This is a genomic window from Riemerella columbipharyngis, assembly GCF_900101995.1.
In the GTDB taxonomy this organism is placed as follows: Bacteria; Bacteroidota; Bacteroidia; order Flavobacteriales; family Weeksellaceae; genus Riemerella; species Riemerella columbipharyngis.
Map to the genome: position 1 here is coordinate 1 of NZ_FNAS01000013.1, position 15,627 is coordinate 15,627.

Below are 15,627 nucleotides of genomic sequence, written 5' to 3' on the forward strand. Positions count from 1 at the left end.
AATTTCAAGTATTTGCTGTGGGTGGTTATTCTGTTCGGAATCGCTTTTATCGGATATTCCAGCGGTATTTTTGGAGTGTTTAAAAGGCTTTTAAATAGAGATTAAATCCCGCTTAAACTTCTTTTTTTAGGAGGACGAGAAGTAAAAAAAGTCCTCCGCTTTTTAAAAATCTCTGACCACTTTTAAAAACACGAGCCACAGGCTACGGAGGACAATATGTCTTCTGTACCTGTGTTTTTTTTTGTGTTAAGTAGTCAGAGCGACAAAGATAATAAAAATTAAATAATATGAATAAGTATCATCAAATTTTAGAGAAAATTTTAAAGAAAGGGAAAGTACAGGAAAATAAAAAGGGCAGTATCAAATATCTGCTCGACCAACAACTAAAACCGCCATTAAAGAGCATCACGCTAAATCTCTGTAATGTGCATATTTACGAAAACAATATAAAAGGAACAAAACAACAGTTACAAGGAGAAAAAGTAAAATTTGAATAAAATGTGTAAGATGGAAATACGAATTAAAACGAAATCATTGGGTAGCTTGGTTATAAAACCCATAAGTAAAGCAAAAGCTAAGGATTTAATAATTAAAAATCATTATTCGCACAAGTGGAATAATGCAGGCTTTGGACTATATAACTTTGGTATATTCAGAGAGGGTAAAGAGTTGGAGACTCAATGTTTAGGCGTTGCGGTTTACGGATATATGAAGAATCTCAATGCGAAAATATTTACACATCCAAGCCCCGATGCGATAATGTTAGAATTAAACAGGATGTGGATAGATGATTCTTTAGGGAAAAATGCAGAAAGCCTGCTCATTGCTCATTCTCTGAAAGCGATTAAGAGATTAAACAAGAATGTGGTTGCAGTGCAGTCCTTTGCCGACGGGCGTTTAGGATGCGGTACTATATACAAGGCATCGAATTTTAAGTATTACGGAAAGCATCAAACAGTTTTCCTGCGTAACAAGAGAACTAAGGAAATAACACATCATCAGAATTTGACCAATACAACATGCCGGTCTATTTATGTGCGTGAAAACATTGCATATCTATTGGGGGACTTCGAGCATTTCAAGGTGGATACTTATCGGTATATTTTTCCGCTTTGCAAGCATTTTAAGTTCAAGAATCCCGAGAAGCCTTATCCTCCATATAATAAAGGAGAATATCCATTTGAATGGGTAAGAGATAGGGCAAAGATAAAAGAGCGGTTAAAGAGGTTTATTGATGAGTTGTAAAAGCCCTCAAATAAGAGGGCTTTTTTACGACTTATTGTAACGAAAAAAGTTACAACCATGCCTCTAAAAAATTGCACATTTCGTTTTGCGGATTATAATATTGTTAATATTTATACTGCTTTCATTCAACTTTGTTATTTTTTTTGTTTGATTATCTAAAAAATTTAACATTAAGAATGAAATAATTATTATTGCAGATATAGAAGCAATAGCAAATATATTATTGTTTCTTAAACAAATTAACTTATTATTCATCTTTTACACCAATTATTAAGAAATCACCATATTATTTCAATAATTCACCTATATAGCTTTAAAATATTTATACCTTAAAAAATATTTATTTCTCATTTATTATTTTATTATTTAAGCTATCTATCCTCGTTAATAGTTTCCTTATCTCTACTCTTTGGTTTGGTAATTCTTCATATTTGATTTGATTTGTTTTATATGCCAATCTTTTTTTCATTACTAAAACTCTGTCTTAGTTCTATAATTTTATATTCAAAAGAAATTGTGAGAGCATATTTTGTAAATTGGTAGATTATAGTTATTACTACTATAACTATTGGGATGAAAGACCACCACCCTCCAAGAACTTTTTTACACTTATTTAATATAAGTGTAGAATTTTTACTTAATTGGGAGACTTTAACTTGGATACAAAATCAAATAAAAAACTCTTATTAATCTATTTTGAGGATACATTCAACCAATGCGATAATTGATAAAAGAGGTCTTTCGGAGTTTCTAAAAGTTAAGTTTTCCCTTGGTCTTCGATTATTTCTTTGATATATTCATTATCAATGATACTAAATTCTGATGATTTCTAAATATGTTGTCTGACTCATTTATTGCTGTATTCATTCAATATTCTTTCCCATAAACTATACAGATGTGCAAAATAAAATTCAAACTACAATTTTTTTATATCCTTTTGATGATGAGCAAACTCAACATCATCACTGGTAATAGACTTTAAGGCAACAGCATACTTATCACGGTTTGTGCCAGTGCTTCTGCATTTTCCCCTTAAAAGAATCCCCTTAATAAAAATAAAGCTTCTATCTCATTTGTCGCTTTTTATATTCAAACTTAGGAGAGACTTATTTCTAAATTATTACCCCAAAAACTATTCTAATGTGCTTTCAACCAATTATCTCCTACACCTACTTCGGTGAGCAACGGTACTTTGGACGAAAATGCGTTTTCCATTTCGTTTTTGATGATTTTTGAGGCATCTTCTACTTCTGCTATCGGACTTTCAAATACCAATTCATCGTGTACTTGCAGCAGCATTTTAGTTTCCATTTGCAACTGTGCCAGCCGTGCATCTATCTTTATCATTGCTACTTTTATAATGTCTGCAGCACTCCCTTGTATAGGGGCATTTACGGCATTACGCTCTGCATGGCCTCTTACGACGAAGTTGCTGGAATTAATGTCTTTCAGATGGCGTTTTCTCCCCATAATCGTTTCTACATAGCCTAATTCTCGGGCTTTATCCACTTGCTCTTTCATAAATTCTTTCAGCCTTGGGTAGGTTTCAAAGTAGGCGTCAATCATCGCTTTGCTTTCTGCACGAGAGAGATTGGTCTGTTCGCTCAGTCCAAATGCTGATACCCCATAGATAATCCCAAAATTAACCGTTTTGGCTTGGCTTCTTTGCAGCCGTGTTACTTCATTGATAGGGACATGGAATAGCCGTGATGCTGTAGCAGTATGGATATCTTCGCCTTTTTGGAATGCTTCTATCATATTTTCTTCACCTGAAATCTCGGCAATCAGTCTAAGCTCTATCTGGGAGTAGTCTGCGGCGATGATTTTCTTCCCTTCTCCTGCCACAAAAGCACCTCGCACCTGCTGTCCCCGAGGGGTGCGGATAGGAATGTTTTGCAGATTGGGATTGGTGCTTGATAGCCTTCCTGTAGCCGCTACGGTTTGCATAAAGTTGGTATGCACACGGTGGTCTTTTTTGTCAATCTGCTCGGGTAGTGCATCTACATAGGTAGATTTTAATTTTTGTAGTTGTCTGTATTCCAGTATTTTTGATATGATTTCATGCTTGGAGGCGAGTTTTTGCAAGACTTCTTCGGAGGTAGAGTATTGTCCTGTTTTGGTTTTTTTAGCTTTAGCGTCAAGTTTTAGTTTATCAAAAAGAATATCTCCGAGTTGTTTTGGAGAGTTCATATTAAAGGCTTCTCCGGCAAGCTCAAAAATACCTTTTTCTAAAGTAGTCAAATCTTGTTCAAGATCAATACTTTCTTGTTTCAAGAATTTAGTATCCAGAGCTATTCCCTCCAGTTCCATTTTGGCTAAAACTTTCAGCAGGGGGATTTCTATTTTGTAGAATAGATTTTCCAGTCCTTCTTTTTTTAGTTGAGGTGCAAAAAGCTCGTAGAGCTGAAAGGTAACATCGGCATCTTCGGCGGCATAGTCGGTTTGGGCTCTTAGATCTACGTCTCTCAGGGTAAGTTGTTTTTTCCCTTTTTTACCGATTAGAGATTCTATGGAGATAGGGGTGTAGTTGAGGTAAACATCAGAGAGATAATCCATATTGTGTCTGCCATCGGGGTTTAGCAGATAGTGGGCAATCATAGTGTCAAACAGATTTCCGGCGACCTCTATCCCGTATTGTTTCAAGATTTTATAGTCAAATTTCAGATTGTGGGCAATTTTAAGGATATCCTCTTTTTCAAAAAACGGGCGGAATATTTCTACTACATTTTGAGCCTGTTCTCGTCCTTCGGGTATGGGTACATAGTACGCCAATCCTTTTTTGTACGAAAAACTAAACCCTATAAGCTCTGCTTCCAACTCATTGAGGGAAGTAGTTTCCGTATCAAAACATACGGCTTTTTGCTGCAACAGATTTTCCAGCAAAACCCGTTGCATTTTTTCGTTGTCTACATATTGGTAGAGGTGGTCTGTGTTTTCTATGTTTGTACGGGTGGTCGTGGCACGTTCCAATTCTTCGAAATCCGAAAATAAGTCTAATTGGACAGAATTATTTTTCTCCGATGCTTTCTGAATGGGTTCATTGTTTGTCCCTACAGAGAATGTACGGTACAGATTTTCGTAAAGTCTTTTGAACTCTATTTCATCAAAAATTTCTTTGACTTTTTCAAAATCAGGAGTATCCATATTATACTCCTCTTCTTTGAAATCTATAGGGGCGTCGCATAGTATGGTTGCCAGTTTTTTGGACATAATGCCTCTTTCTGCAGAGGCTTCTACTTTTTCTTTCAATTTTCCTTTCAGTTGGTCTGTATTGGCGAGTAGATTTTCCATAGAGCCAAATTCTTTCAGGAATTTTTTTGCCATTTTCTCACCTACGCCTTCCAGCCCGGGAATGTTATCTACGCTGTCGCCCATCATTCCCAGATAATCTATAATCTGTTTCGGGTCGGATATTTCGTATTTTTCTAAGACCTCTTTTACGCCAAGAATTTCTGCCTCTCCGCCTTTTATTGCGGGTTTATAGATTTTTATATGTTCTGTTACCAGCTGGGCAAAATCTTTATCAGGTGTTACCATAAACACATTATATCCTTGTTTCTCTGCTTTGCCGGCTATGGTCCCAATCACATCGTCGGCTTCATAGCCCTCTACTCCCAAAATAGGGATATGCATTGCTTTAAGAATAGCCTCTATGTAAGGTACGGCTACTCGGATTGCTTCCGGCGTTTCGGCTCTGTTGGCTTTATAGTCGGTAAAATCTTCGTGTCTTACATTCTTTCTACCTACATCAAACGCCACTGCGATATGCGAGGGACGCTCCTTTTTGATGAGTTCTATAAGTGAATTGGTAAAGCCGTATATGGCAGAAGTGTCCAAGCCTTTGCTCGTTACTCTCGGATTTTTGATAAATGCATAATAACCTCTGAAAATCATGGCATAGGCATCTATCAGATATAGTCTTTTGTCTTTTTGCTCTGTACTCATAGCGACAAAGATACAAATTTTAGAAAGGCTCTAAGTTGATGTTGTTTTATAAATTGCTGGTTGCGTATTAAAAAAGTTGCTTAAATCGTTAATGATGATTGTATGATATTGGTTATAAGTTAGTTGCGCGCTGTCTTGTACCTAAGTTTTGAAGAGAGAATAACAGCTGATAAGCCGTATGAACAGAGCGTTGGCATAACAGTAAAAGGAATCTCGGGTTGATGAAAATGGCAGGCATTAAGGCGGTTTATTCTAATGCTGCATACAAGTATATAAGTGTAATTTGTATCAAATTTCGTATTTAAATAGTTAAGGCAAATCCGTTATACTACCAATCAATGGGAATAATGGTTTTATTTTTAACTGAAAGTATAATTAAAACTGTAAGTAAAAGAAGCCTAATACTACCCAACCAATTCCTCAGTATGATAATTGATTAAAAATTTCGTAGCTAAAAATGCTATTCCATCAGCAGGACTGTTAATCTAATTTTCTTTACATTTTTATTAGAGTTTAAAAATAGTAGGAATAACTTTTTTAGACAATAATTTCTATCCAAAGAAATATAGAAACATTTTTTGCACTACTAGATAAAAATCTATTTATCTTGGATTTCATTTAGCAATGCAATATCTTAAAGAGTTTATAGCTTATGAAAAAAACTATTTCCTATTAAAAATACTTCCCTCTGTGTCTCATCTGAGGATTGTGAAGATGTTTTTGCATAGAAGGCATTTTCAGCTGGTCTTTCATCATTTTGATTTGCTCTGTCATCAGCCCTGCTTTATCTAATCTTTTTGCCTCTTCCAAAAGTTTTTGTGCCTCTTGTTTTCTACCTCGCTGTATTGCTCCGGCAGCAAGATTTAGAGTTGCCATAGCTCTGTCTTGTCTCATATTAAGCCCGTATTCCAAGGCCTTTTTCATATGCGGCTCTACTTTTTTAGGCTCCTCTTGTGCAAAAGTCAGCCCCAGCAGATAGTGGTAATATCCGTATTGGGATTTATGAAGCTGAGATTTGGAATTCGTAATTTTCGAGAGCCACTTGCGAGCTTTTTCAGAGTTTTGTTTTCTCAAGAACCAAAAGGCGATGAGGATGTATTCGTTTTTATAAAACAACAATATAGGAATAGCCGAAACAAACACAAGCATAATCCCCCAGCCAATGTTTCTGTGGAACATAAGATAAACAGCTGCTGCCAAAATAAGTGCCGTAAATACGAATTTAATATATTTGTTTTTCATTGTTAGATTTTATCGGTGCAAAGATAAGTTTTTTAATCTATAAAAAATAGTGTATTCTTACTTTTCCATTTCTTTGAAATACTCTGTAGCAACTGCCGAGAGCGTTTCGTAGAAATCTTCTCCGTATTTTCGGATAAGCGGATTTTTCAGAAATTTGTAAACGGGGACTTTCAGTTCTTTCCCCAATTCACAGGCATCGCTGCAGATGGGCCACTCGTGATAATTGAATGCCGTGAAAGTGGTGTATTCCGTTACCCTAATCGGGTACAAATGGCAGGAAATCGGTTTTTGCCAATCTATCGCGCCCTCTTCGTAGGCTTTTTCTATACCGCATTTTGTGATGCCTTTTTCATCAAAAATAACATAGGCACAATCTCTGTTATCAATGAGCGGCGTTACCAAATCTCCTTCAAAATCTTCCACACTTGTGCCTTGTTTTTCTATGGCTTCCACCCCTTCTGGACGAAGATATGGTTTAATTTTAGGAAAAATCTCCTCCAATATATCCAATTCCGAAGCCTCCAGCGGTGCACCGGCATCACCCTCTATACAGCACGCACCTTTGCATTTGCTGAGGTTACATACAAATTCTTCGCTGAAAATATCCTCCGAAATTAGTTTGTCTTCTATCTGTATCATATATTCAATAAATATCTCGTATTCAAAAGCGGACTGATTTTGAACAATATTAAACTTACAATAATAATCCAAAGCCCCAATTCTTTCATCCAATACTTTGGCATAAGATTAAGTGCCCTACTGACGATAATACTGACGGGGAGCACTAAAAACAAAAGATACTCGTAAGTTTTCCCCATATACATTATGACAATGAAAAGCTGTGTAATGGTATATAATAGGACAAAGGTATATCTAAATCTCGTGGTAGGGCTTTTCTGCTGAAAAGTCATAAAATGATTAGCAATAGCCAATATCAGTAATACAGCAAGCGGAGATATGAAATAAAGCGGATAGAAATCGGTCTGAAATCCCATAGAAACAAACGGAACATATTCAGGATTAAAAGAATCATTGCCAATGAGATACATCACACCCAAATAAGAAAGAATGATAAGTATAAAACCAAAAAACAACCTGAAAATATTAAGCCCTATCCTATCCGAAGTAGCAGACAAATGCATCAATACAAAAAAAATGACTGCCCAAGTAGTAGGCAGAAACAGATATCCTATTGCCAATAAAGAACCTACTATAAGATAATAGTCTTTTTTTGTCACTTGATCTCTTGTGCTAAGAATCAATAAAATAAAAGCATTGGTAAAAAGGTTTACCGAAATCCCTATATCCAAATCCCCATTGTAAAATGCAAACACTAAAAAAGTATAAATAAAAAGCGGTAGATGGGTGCGATGGTTTAAGCCAATCGAATTAAAAGTAAAATACCCCAAAGCAATCCCCGCAAAACTAAAAACGCCCGAAAAGACATTAAACAAGCGGAAATCCAGCGCATTAAATACCACTACCATCAAAAACAAAAAGATGACATACAGAGGGATAGAAAAAATTTTGATTTCTTTTGACAGTAATCTAAACATTTTTTATAACTTTGTGCAAAGTTAAATTAAAAAAGAAAAACAATGACTTCTTTCTGGTTATTTTTAAGCGGTTTATTTAAATGGTCTTTTGGTTTCTATGACTACACAGCTTATTTTTTAAATTGGGTATTGTTCATCGTAGGATGTTGCTATTTCTTGTATTGGTGCTATGTATTAGTAGCTACTTTGGGTAATAATAAGGACAAAACATACTTCTCTCCTACAGAGGGGCATTTCCCTTACTACGACCCTAAAATTTATAAAAAAGAAGACTAAAATATCCCGTTTTAATATAAGAAAACGCCCTATCAAATACATAGGGCGGTTTTTCGTTGTAAAAAATCAATCTTCAATCAATGACAAGGGATTACCAGCACAGGAATGTGGGAATTCTTCGTCAAATCTTTGGTAAGACTGCCCACAAAAACATCGTAGATTCCACTTCTGCCGTGGGAACCCATTACGATATATTCTGCTTTTTTACTATCTGCATAGTCTAATATCGTTTCTTTAGCATTTCCTTGTCTTAATATATGTTCGCATTCCAAACCTTGAGCTTTAATTTTGGTTTCTATTTCATTTAGAATACTTAGTTCTTGTTTAATCTCATTTTGCTCCATTTCGGGAAAATACTGAAATCCCATATCTCCAATAGCAAAGCCAATGTCTGTAGGTGCAACATGGATAATGCAGATTTTCCCATTCATATCTTTTGCAAACCTGATGGCAGCATCTACCAATGTGTTTGTAGAACTTCCAAAATCTACAGGTAAAATAATGTTAATCATATCGTTATTTATTTTATACACAAATATACGAATATTTTATGGAAAAGAAGCAGAGAATTCTCCATAAGTAAACATTATCCAAGTTTAATCCACCTTAAGCCAAGTTTGTGTCCTTCCGAGCAATGAAAATCCGATATATCCTCTTACATTAAGTTTGTTGCCATCTCTGCTAATGGTACATTTGTAAACCTTCCCTGTTTTAGGGTCTGTGATAGTACCGCCGTCAAAATCACTTCCGTCTTTTTCTATGCCTCGGATAACCTCCATACCAAGTATTGGCGTATTTTTTCTATCATCTGTACACTTAGAGCACTTAGGATCTGCCGGAGTTATCAGGAGTTTGACCACCTTGCCATAATACCTCCCATCAGATTTTTTGTAGATTTCTACAATGGATTTGGCTTTTCCGATATTGTCGTCTATGGTTTTCCATTTGCCTTCTATTTGCGCAAACGAAAGAGAACTAAAACACAATACCAACATTAAAAAAAGTAATTTTCTCATATTCAATAATTTTTGATAAAGATAATCATTAAAATCAAATTAACAAAATGAAGCTCCTGCTTATTTAGTTTAATTTTTTGTTAATCACCCTATTCATATAGTCTTGATACCACGCTTTACACATCATTTTTCCTTTTTCTACATCTTCGGAACGGAGTGTTTTCATAAGATTGTTTTCCAATCCTAAATCATTAATATGATAAACCCCCGTAACCTCCTTGCCATCGAAGCGATAAATATAATCCCCTATCATAAACTGCTCTTGGATACCATCGGAGTTTACAATGATGGGGTGCTCGCTTTTATCTGATACCAAACTTCTCCCCCAGCTCCTTACCGACTTATTATACCCGATAAGGTCTGCCAGCGTCGGATAAATATCCGTCTGCTGTGCGAGGTCTGTACGCTTTCCAGAGAGACGATACTTGGGATTAGGCGAAAAGAAAATAAGCGGCAGTGCAAAGCGGTTCATTTGTTTTTCGAATTCCTTGTAGTAAATTTGATTGGTATGATCTCCTGTAATAACAAAAATGGTATTGTTGTACCAAGGCTGTTTCTTCGCCGTCTCAAAAAACCTTTTCAGAGAATAGTCCATATATTGAATAGGCTTGTGCATAGGGATATGCCCTTTTTTGAACTTGCCGTTATATTCCTCCGGAATTTTGAAAGGATGGTGAGATGACGCCGTAAATACGGTCGCCAAAAACGGCTGTGTCTTGCCTACATTCTTAGCAAAGTATTGCAAAAACGGTTCATCCCAGATCGCCCAAATTCCATCGAAGTCTTTATCATTATTATATTCTGTTTTACCGAAATAATGCTTAAACCCAAGAATATTACCAAAACCCAAAAATCCCATAGAGCCGTTAGGCGCACCATGATAAAAAGAAGTATCGTAGCCCAAATCATTACAAACCGAAACGATGGATTGTATCTTTTGATTAGAATAAGGCGAACTGGTAAACGCATCTACCAAACTCGGAATTCCCGCAAGAATACTACTCATCGCGTGTATAGACTGCCTGCCATTGGCATACGCATTGGTAAAATAGAGACTTTGTTTTGCAAGGCTGTCCACAAAAGGGGTATAAGACTCGTAGCCATTGATATTTTTCCCTTCATTGAATGTGCCGGAATACTCTCTGCCAAAACTTTCCACAATGAAAATCACAATATTGGGGCGGGGATTAGGCACTTCTCTCTCATAGTGTTTGTAAGGGTGAATATTTTTATTGATATAGTCTTCATCCACAAAATGAACCAGCTTAAAGCCGTTGGTATTTATAGTTCTAAAAAAAGAAAATGTACTATTAAGGACAATGTTTGCTTGTACCGGATTTTTAATGTGTCGGTTGGCATCTACTAAGTTAATGGGGCGCGTACTATGCTTAAAATCCCCACGAATACCACCCACCACCAAAACAGCTGTAACGCAGAGGGTAACAATAGACCATACAAAATAGGGAACCATTCGCTTAGGGGGCTTCGGTGCGACCTTTATCCGTTTGTACAAAAATACCCAAAGTGCCATCAATACCACAAACCAAATAATCACAAAAGGATGTTGATATACAGACTCTAAGCCGACACTCCCAAGATTATCTTCGTGCTTTACAACATCTAAAACCGCCGAAGTCAGCCTTGCTTGGCTAAACTTGAAGTAAATAAAATCCCCGAAGTTCATAGCGTAAGCAATTCCATTGGTGATAAAATACAGCCAAAACAGCATTTTTTGATACCCCGCCTTAGTATTAACAACCACCGGAACCAAACTCAAAAATATGAATAAGGCATTCACATAGAGAATGGCCGTCGTATCGAACGCCGTTCCGTAATAAGCTAATTTCAAATAGTCTGTAATGCCGTCTAAAGTAATGACATCTTTATTAAAATACCAAAACAGAAAACGAGCGATTTGATAGAAAAAATAAGCCAATAACAAACGATAAATAAGAGCCAAAACCTCTTTAGCACGAAATTCTTTCATAGAAGAATAGTCAGATTATATGTATTGTTAATGAAGTCCCGCAGTTAAAGCAATTATTCCAAAAATAAAAATAAGAATATATACACAGATAACAATTATCGTAAATATCCCCAAAAACTTATAAAACGACTTTAAATTACCAAAACTCAAACTAAGAATAGATTAATTTCTATTCTTTATAGCTACCGTTGCTTTATCAGCAAATACAAACAAATAATAACAAGGAATAAACGACAATAGATTACTGATAATATAATAGCCGCCAATATCCCCTAAAATACCCGATATTTCCTAATACAATCGCTTCACTAAATGCAGAAGACGCTACTGTACTAAAAGCCAATCCAACAATCAGACCTATTGCGATAAAAACAAAACCTATAATAGCTAAAAACTTAGCCCACTTAGCGGCTGTTAATAGATAGCTTTGTGCTTGAGCATCCAAAACCATATCCTGAGAATAGGTTTCGGCTTTTTGTAAATAATCTTGGTTCATAATTTATGGTTTTTATTTAGCCCAAATATAAACTAATTTTCAGACATCTACCAAACTCATTTCTCTTAACTTGAAAACCCACAACTATCTCGTGAGGACAATTTGATTTTCGTTCATTATTTTTCGAAGATTAAAAATGGCATAGCGTACTCTGCCCAGAGTCGTATTGATACTCGCTCCCGTATGCTCAGCGATTTCCTTAAAACTCAACCCATCGTAGAAACGAAGTTTTATAACTTCTTTCTGAATTTCAGGCAATTCATAAATCATCTTATTCAAGTCTTCTTGTATCTGCATAGACACCAGATATTCTTCTATATTTTCGGAAGATTCGTATAGAAAATCAAATATCGTAAACTCGTCATCGCTGTATCCACCGCTTATTTCCGATATTTTTCTAATTTTGGAATTAACACGATAGTAATCTACAATAAGGTTGTAGGCTATTCTTTTTACCCAAACAAGAAATTTCCCCTCATCTCTATATTGCCCGCTTTTTAGTTTGGTAATCACTTTAAGCAATGTATCTTGAAAAAAATCATCAGCCAAAGTTTTATCCATCACTTTATAAAAAATGAAGGCTTGTATATCTTTATGGTATTTTGAAATTAATTTTGAAAGAGCAGACTCGTTTCCCTCTTGGTATTCTCTGATAAGAACCTCATCTAATAATGTTTCCATAACAATACTTATTTGGACAGCTTTCCGGCTACCGATTACACATACACGATGAAAAAAATAAGTAATTATAGAACTATATAGATTGGTTTTGTAACACAAATATAATATTTTTTTCTAATAACAAAAGGGGTTAAGAAATTTTAAATCCGTATTTCCACTAAAAAACTCTAAAATTGAATAAAAATACAAACAATTATCAAAACTTAATAAAAAAAGAGTACCTTAAAAAGGCACTCTTAGTCAAAAAGCAAGTTAAAAACTATTTTGTAGCGTTTTCAACTTCAGCTTTAGCGTCTTGTGCAGCTTCTGTAACACCTTGTGCAGCGTCTTGTGCAGCATCTTTAACACTTTGTGCAGCGTCTTGTGCAGCATCTTTAACACCTTGTACAGCAGAATCAGCTTTAGTAGAGTCTGCTACTACAGGAGCAGTAGTAGAATCAGCTACTACAGCTGTTGAATCTTCCCCAGTTACAGTTGCATCAGCAGCTTCTTTTTTGTTACATGCTACCACAGCTAAAGCAGCAATAGCTGCTACGAATAATGATTTTTTCATAATAAATTAAATTTAATTTGTTAATGTTATTTTAATCGTTTTCTCTTGTTCATCAATTTGATCGCTGCAAATGTAAATCAAGAATTAAATTTGCATTAGAAAAATTATTGTAATATCTTTGTAAAATAGTTTTACAAATTTTTACATTTGAAAATCAATCAATTAACAAAATAAGATTTTGACTGATTTAGAATTATTACACTTTGAACAGCTTAAAAAAGAGGTTCAGAATCGTTTTTTAGAAAGACATACCCCTTCTGAAGAAAATATTTCGAAGTGGAAAGGCATTGATATTGTCTATTTCCAGGAAGACTTAAGAAAATTAGCTAAAGGAAGTCTTAGCGAAAAGTCTTTTTATACTTATTTCAAAACCTCTCCGGTAACTAAAATACCAAGAATAGACCTACTGAATATATTGTCTATATACTGTGGATACGCTTCTTGGCACGAATTTAAGAAAAATCATTTATTCAGCAATGAAATCCTTAAAGATACAGAAATTATCACAGAAGAGAAAGATTTAATCCCTCAAGAAATAGAGACTGACGATAGTATAATCAACGAAAAAAAATTAACGGAAAGTAAAGCCGAAAAACAAGATTTACAAAAAACATATTCTGAAAAACAGAAATTTAACCAAAATACAACAAAAGAAAAAAGCACTCCTCCATTAAAGAAAAGAAAACGAATTTTGATACTCTTGAGTATTTTGTTAGTCCTCCTCTTGGGAGTAGGGATTACATATTCCGATAACCTATTTATAAATAACTATTCTTTCAAGTTTATAGATGCAGACAGAAACTCCGCAATCAATGATTACTTGGACATCAAAGTATTCAAAGAAGGAGAAACGCCTCTGCTGTTCAAGGTAAAACCCAATGAAATTTTCACATATAAAACAAAAGAATCTTCATTAGCAATGGAAGTTTCATCTCCTTATTACAAAACGGATACGATAGTTCGAAATTATTCAAACAACGATTTTTCCGAAAAATACGAAACCATTGAACTCAAGCCTAATGAATATGCACAGATGCTCTATTATTATTCTCGCTCCCCAAAAGATTTAAAACGGAAAATAGAGCAGCTCAATGAACTCATCAGCGATGAAGCTCTAATATACCAAGTTTACGACAGTAATGATTACGGCGTAGAAACTCTAAATAAAGAGCGGTACATAGCTTTAGTTACTACCCCTACAAACTCACTCAAACATTTGGATGTCATTAACACTAAAATGAAAAACGGGAAAATAATCCTTATAAAATTTAAAATCAGTACAGAAAAATGAAAACTGCAAAATACCTAAGCACCATTTCTATTATACTATTATCTTTATTGGCTTGCGAAAAGCCCAAAGACTCTATGAGCGTATTAGAAAGATTGAGACAAAGCAATAATAAAAAAACATATTCCTCTGCCACTATGGATAGCTTGCAGGCCATCAAAAGTATTACACAACAGAAAGTTCAAGATGTCTTAGATCTATCCACCCTATACCTCTCCGGAAAAGGCGATACGGAAATAGATTCGGCAATTTATAAGCAATTAGACCGATACTTTGAAAATCCGGCAGACACCACTAAACTAAAATGCTTGTTTGAAGAACTGGACAGCCTAAAAGTAAAAAATGCAAAAGTCTTATCTTTAGATGTTTATAAACAAGAAAAAAATAAAGACACGCTGGATTTTGCTAAATTCGATGTTCAATATTTTGATGCAAACAACAAACCAATAGGCACTTACACAAAAATTGCCCAATATATATTAAAATCCTCTCCTGTAAAATTTAAAAAAGAATTTAAGTTTTATTTTCTGAATTTTTATCAGAACTCAAAAGACAGTACCTCGTCGGGTAAAACCAAAAAATTCAAAGAAACATCGGTACAGTAAAGATCTGTAATATTTTCATCGGGAGAAAAAAAACCTACTCCTACTCTCTTACAAGAAGATGCAATTTGAGCAAAAAAATTATCATAAAATCCTTTGCCATAACCTACTCGGTTCCCTCTGCGATCACAGTAAAGAAGAGGCGTAATCACAAAATCATAGTCCGAAATCTTTGAGTCCTCATCGCCTAACGGCTCCAATATTCCCCAGCTGTTCTTCTCCAAAATCGTATTTTGATTGAGTTTTATCGCAATCAGATTATCCTCTACCATTTTAGGAACATATACTTGTATTTTCTTTGAAAAAAAATAATCAATAAAAAAAAGTGTATTTACTTCATTAAATTTTTTAATCGGTAAAAAAATATGAACTTTCTGATTTTCAATAGGATTAAATTGTAAAATAAAGTTTTCTAAGATTTTCTTGGAGAGACAGTCTATCTGATTTTGGGATAAAGATTTCCTCTTTTCCAAATATTTTTTTCTTAAAGCTGCTTTATTCATATTTTTTTCACAGAAATAATGTTTACAGGGCAGGCTTTAGACGCTTTATCACAAGGCTCAAACGCATCGGGAAAAGGGGTCTTTACCGTATGAAATCCCTTTTTCTCCTTAGATTTCAATAGTACAGACTTGCCATCTTTCTTAGACATACGAAAGAACTCCGGAGCAAATTCTGCACAATAATTACACCCTATGCATTTCTCTCTTTGTAAAGTGATGATGATCATTTTAATCCTA

17 protein-coding genes are annotated in these 15,627 nt (G+C 34.9%); 5 read left to right on the forward strand and 12 right to left on the reverse strand.

Annotated elements, in window-relative coordinates; translation table 11 throughout:
* The first annotated feature begins 287 nt into the window (after positions 1 to 287).
* Positions 288 to 497: a hypothetical protein gene (locus BLS89_RS07385; RefSeq protein WP_092737079.1), complete on the forward strand. Its 210-nt coding sequence runs from the start codon at positions 288 to 290 to the stop codon at positions 495 to 497.
* 10 nt (positions 498 to 507) lie between these two features.
* Complete coding sequence (locus BLS89_RS07390; RefSeq protein ID WP_092737193.1) at positions 508 to 1,245, forward strand: Mom family adenine methylcarbamoylation protein; 738 nt, start codon at positions 508 to 510, stop codon at positions 1,243 to 1,245.
* A gap of 1,137 nt (positions 1,246 to 2,382) precedes the next feature.
* Here BLS89_RS07390 and polA read toward each other — a convergent pair.
* The 4 genes from polA to BLS89_RS07410 form a co-directional block, all read right to left on the reverse strand.
* Positions 2,383 to 5,190: a DNA polymerase I gene (polA, locus tag BLS89_RS07395; RefSeq protein ID WP_092737081.1), complete on the reverse strand. Its 2,808-nt coding sequence runs from the start codon at positions 5,188 to 5,190 to the stop codon at positions 2,383 to 2,385.
* A gap of 672 nt (positions 5,191 to 5,862) precedes the next feature.
* Entirely contained in the window at positions 5,863 to 6,432 is a 570-nt protein-coding gene (locus BLS89_RS07400) for a hypothetical protein (RefSeq protein ID WP_092737083.1), read from the reverse strand.
* Between the two features lie 57 nt (positions 6,433 to 6,489).
* Complete coding sequence (locus BLS89_RS07405; RefSeq protein WP_092737085.1) at positions 6,490 to 7,071, reverse strand: DUF3109 family protein; 582 nt, start codon at positions 7,069 to 7,071, stop codon at positions 6,490 to 6,492.
* Positions 7,068 to 7,988, reverse strand: coding sequence for a DUF6427 family protein (locus BLS89_RS07410; protein ID WP_092737087.1), 921 nt, complete (start codon positions 7,986 to 7,988; stop codon positions 7,068 to 7,070). Before BLS89_RS07410 ends, BLS89_RS07405 begins: the two co-directional genes overlap by 4 nt.
* A gap of 42 nt (positions 7,989 to 8,030) precedes the next feature.
* Between BLS89_RS07410 and BLS89_RS07415 the strand changes: the two genes are divergently transcribed.
* A complete protein-coding gene (locus BLS89_RS07415; RefSeq protein ID WP_092737089.1) occupies positions 8,031 to 8,264 on the forward strand; it encodes a DUF6341 family protein in 234 nt (77 codons plus the stop codon).
* Positions 8,265 to 8,341: 77 nt separating this feature from the next.
* Here BLS89_RS07415 and BLS89_RS07420 read toward each other — a convergent pair whose 3' ends face one another.
* The 6 genes from BLS89_RS07420 to BLS89_RS07445 form a co-directional block, all read right to left on the reverse strand.
* On the reverse strand, positions 8,342 to 8,776 hold the full coding sequence (locus tag BLS89_RS07420; protein WP_092737091.1) for a universal stress protein: 435 nt from the start codon (positions 8,774 to 8,776) through the stop codon (positions 8,342 to 8,344).
* 84 nt (positions 8,777 to 8,860) lie between these two features.
* Positions 8,861 to 9,280, reverse strand: a complete 420-nt coding sequence (locus tag BLS89_RS07425; protein ID WP_092737093.1) for a DUF2147 domain-containing protein — start codon at positions 9,278 to 9,280, stop codon at positions 8,861 to 8,863.
* Between the two features lie 64 nt (positions 9,281 to 9,344).
* Positions 9,345 to 11,267 carry an LTA synthase family protein gene (locus tag BLS89_RS07430; RefSeq protein ID WP_092737095.1) on the reverse strand — a complete coding sequence of 641 codons (1,923 nt, stop codon included), beginning with the start codon at positions 11,265 to 11,267 and terminating at the stop codon, positions 9,345 to 9,347.
* A 241-nt stretch (positions 11,268 to 11,508) separates the two neighbouring features.
* Positions 11,509 to 11,763, reverse strand: coding sequence for a hypothetical protein (locus BLS89_RS07435; protein ID WP_092737097.1), 255 nt, complete (start codon positions 11,761 to 11,763; stop codon positions 11,509 to 11,511).
* An 84-nt stretch (positions 11,764 to 11,847) separates the two neighbouring features.
* Entirely contained in the window at positions 11,848 to 12,444 is a 597-nt protein-coding gene (locus BLS89_RS07440) for an RNA polymerase sigma factor (RefSeq protein WP_092737099.1), read from the reverse strand.
* Between the two features lie 259 nt (positions 12,445 to 12,703).
* Positions 12,704 to 12,997: a hypothetical protein gene (locus BLS89_RS07445; protein WP_092737101.1), complete on the reverse strand. Its 294-nt coding sequence runs from the start codon at positions 12,995 to 12,997 to the stop codon at positions 12,704 to 12,706.
* 178 nt (positions 12,998 to 13,175) lie between these two features.
* On the opposite strand from BLS89_RS07445, the gene BLS89_RS07450 reads away from it, so the two are divergent.
* Both BLS89_RS07450 and BLS89_RS07455 read left to right on the forward strand, forming a co-directional pair.
* The gene (locus BLS89_RS07450) at positions 13,176 to 14,288 is read left to right on the forward strand and encodes a hypothetical protein (protein ID WP_092737103.1); all 1,113 of its coding nucleotides are present in this window, start codon (positions 13,176 to 13,178) and stop codon (positions 14,286 to 14,288) included.
* Positions 14,285 to 14,890: a hypothetical protein gene (locus tag BLS89_RS07455; RefSeq protein ID WP_092737105.1), complete on the forward strand. Its 606-nt coding sequence runs from the start codon at positions 14,285 to 14,287 to the stop codon at positions 14,888 to 14,890. The genes BLS89_RS07450 and BLS89_RS07455 overlap by 4 nt, the downstream gene beginning before the upstream one ends.
* Here BLS89_RS07455 and BLS89_RS07460 read toward each other — a convergent pair.
* Entirely contained in the window at positions 14,824 to 15,390 is a 567-nt protein-coding gene (locus BLS89_RS07460) for a 5-formyltetrahydrofolate cyclo-ligase (protein WP_092737107.1), read from the reverse strand. The genes BLS89_RS07455 and BLS89_RS07460 overlap by 67 nt on opposite strands.
* The gene (locus BLS89_RS07465) at positions 15,387 to 15,617 is read right to left on the reverse strand and encodes a ferredoxin (RefSeq protein ID WP_092737109.1); all 231 of its coding nucleotides are present in this window, start codon (positions 15,615 to 15,617) and stop codon (positions 15,387 to 15,389) included. Before BLS89_RS07465 ends, BLS89_RS07460 begins: the two co-directional genes overlap by 4 nt.
* Positions 15,618 to 15,627 lie beyond the last annotated feature (10 nt).

What these genes read in the sequence shown, in the direction of transcription:
- BLS89_RS07385 (WP_092737079.1), top strand. Translation starts at nt 288, where the DNA reads ATGAATAAGTATCATCAAATTTTAGAGAAAATTTTAAAGAAAGGGAAA.
- BLS89_RS07390 (WP_092737193.1), top strand. Translation starts at nt 508, where the DNA reads ATGGAAATACGAATTAAAACGAAATCATTGGGTAGCTTGGTTATAAAA.
- polA (WP_092737081.1), bottom strand. Translation starts at nt 5,190, where the DNA reads ATGAGTACAGAGCAAAAAGACAAAAGACTATATCTGATAGATGCCTAT.
- BLS89_RS07400 (WP_092737083.1), bottom strand. Translation starts at nt 6,432, where the DNA reads ATGAAAAACAAATATATTAAATTCGTATTTACGGCACTTATTTTGGCA.
- BLS89_RS07405 (WP_092737085.1), bottom strand. Translation starts at nt 7,071, where the DNA reads ATGATACAGATAGAAGACAAACTAATTTCGGAGGATATTTTCAGCGAA.
- BLS89_RS07410 (WP_092737087.1), bottom strand. Translation starts at nt 7,988, where the DNA reads ATGTTTAGATTACTGTCAAAAGAAATCAAAATTTTTTCTATCCCTCTG.
- BLS89_RS07415 (WP_092737089.1), top strand. Translation starts at nt 8,031, where the DNA reads ATGACTTCTTTCTGGTTATTTTTAAGCGGTTTATTTAAATGGTCTTTT.
- BLS89_RS07420 (WP_092737091.1), bottom strand. Translation starts at nt 8,776, where the DNA reads ATGATTAACATTATTTTACCTGTAGATTTTGGAAGTTCTACAAACACA.
- BLS89_RS07425 (WP_092737093.1), bottom strand. Translation starts at nt 9,280, where the DNA reads ATGAGAAAATTACTTTTTTTAATGTTGGTATTGTGTTTTAGTTCTCTT.
- BLS89_RS07430 (WP_092737095.1), bottom strand. Translation starts at nt 11,267, where the DNA reads ATGAAAGAATTTCGTGCTAAAGAGGTTTTGGCTCTTATTTATCGTTTG.
- BLS89_RS07435 (WP_092737097.1), bottom strand. Translation starts at nt 11,763, where the DNA reads ATGAACCAAGATTATTTACAAAAAGCCGAAACCTATTCTCAGGATATG.
- BLS89_RS07440 (WP_092737099.1), bottom strand. Translation starts at nt 12,444, where the DNA reads ATGGAAACATTATTAGATGAGGTTCTTATCAGAGAATACCAAGAGGGA.
- BLS89_RS07445 (WP_092737101.1), bottom strand. Translation starts at nt 12,997, where the DNA reads ATGAAAAAATCATTATTCGTAGCAGCTATTGCTGCTTTAGCTGTGGTA.
- BLS89_RS07455 (WP_092737105.1), top strand. Translation starts at nt 14,285, where the DNA reads ATGAAAACTGCAAAATACCTAAGCACCATTTCTATTATACTATTATCT.
- BLS89_RS07460 (WP_092737107.1), bottom strand. Translation starts at nt 15,390, where the DNA reads ATGAATAAAGCAGCTTTAAGAAAAAAATATTTGGAAAAGAGGAAATCT.
- BLS89_RS07465 (WP_092737109.1), bottom strand. Translation starts at nt 15,617, where the DNA reads ATGATCATCATCACTTTACAAAGAGAGAAATGCATAGGGTGTAATTAT.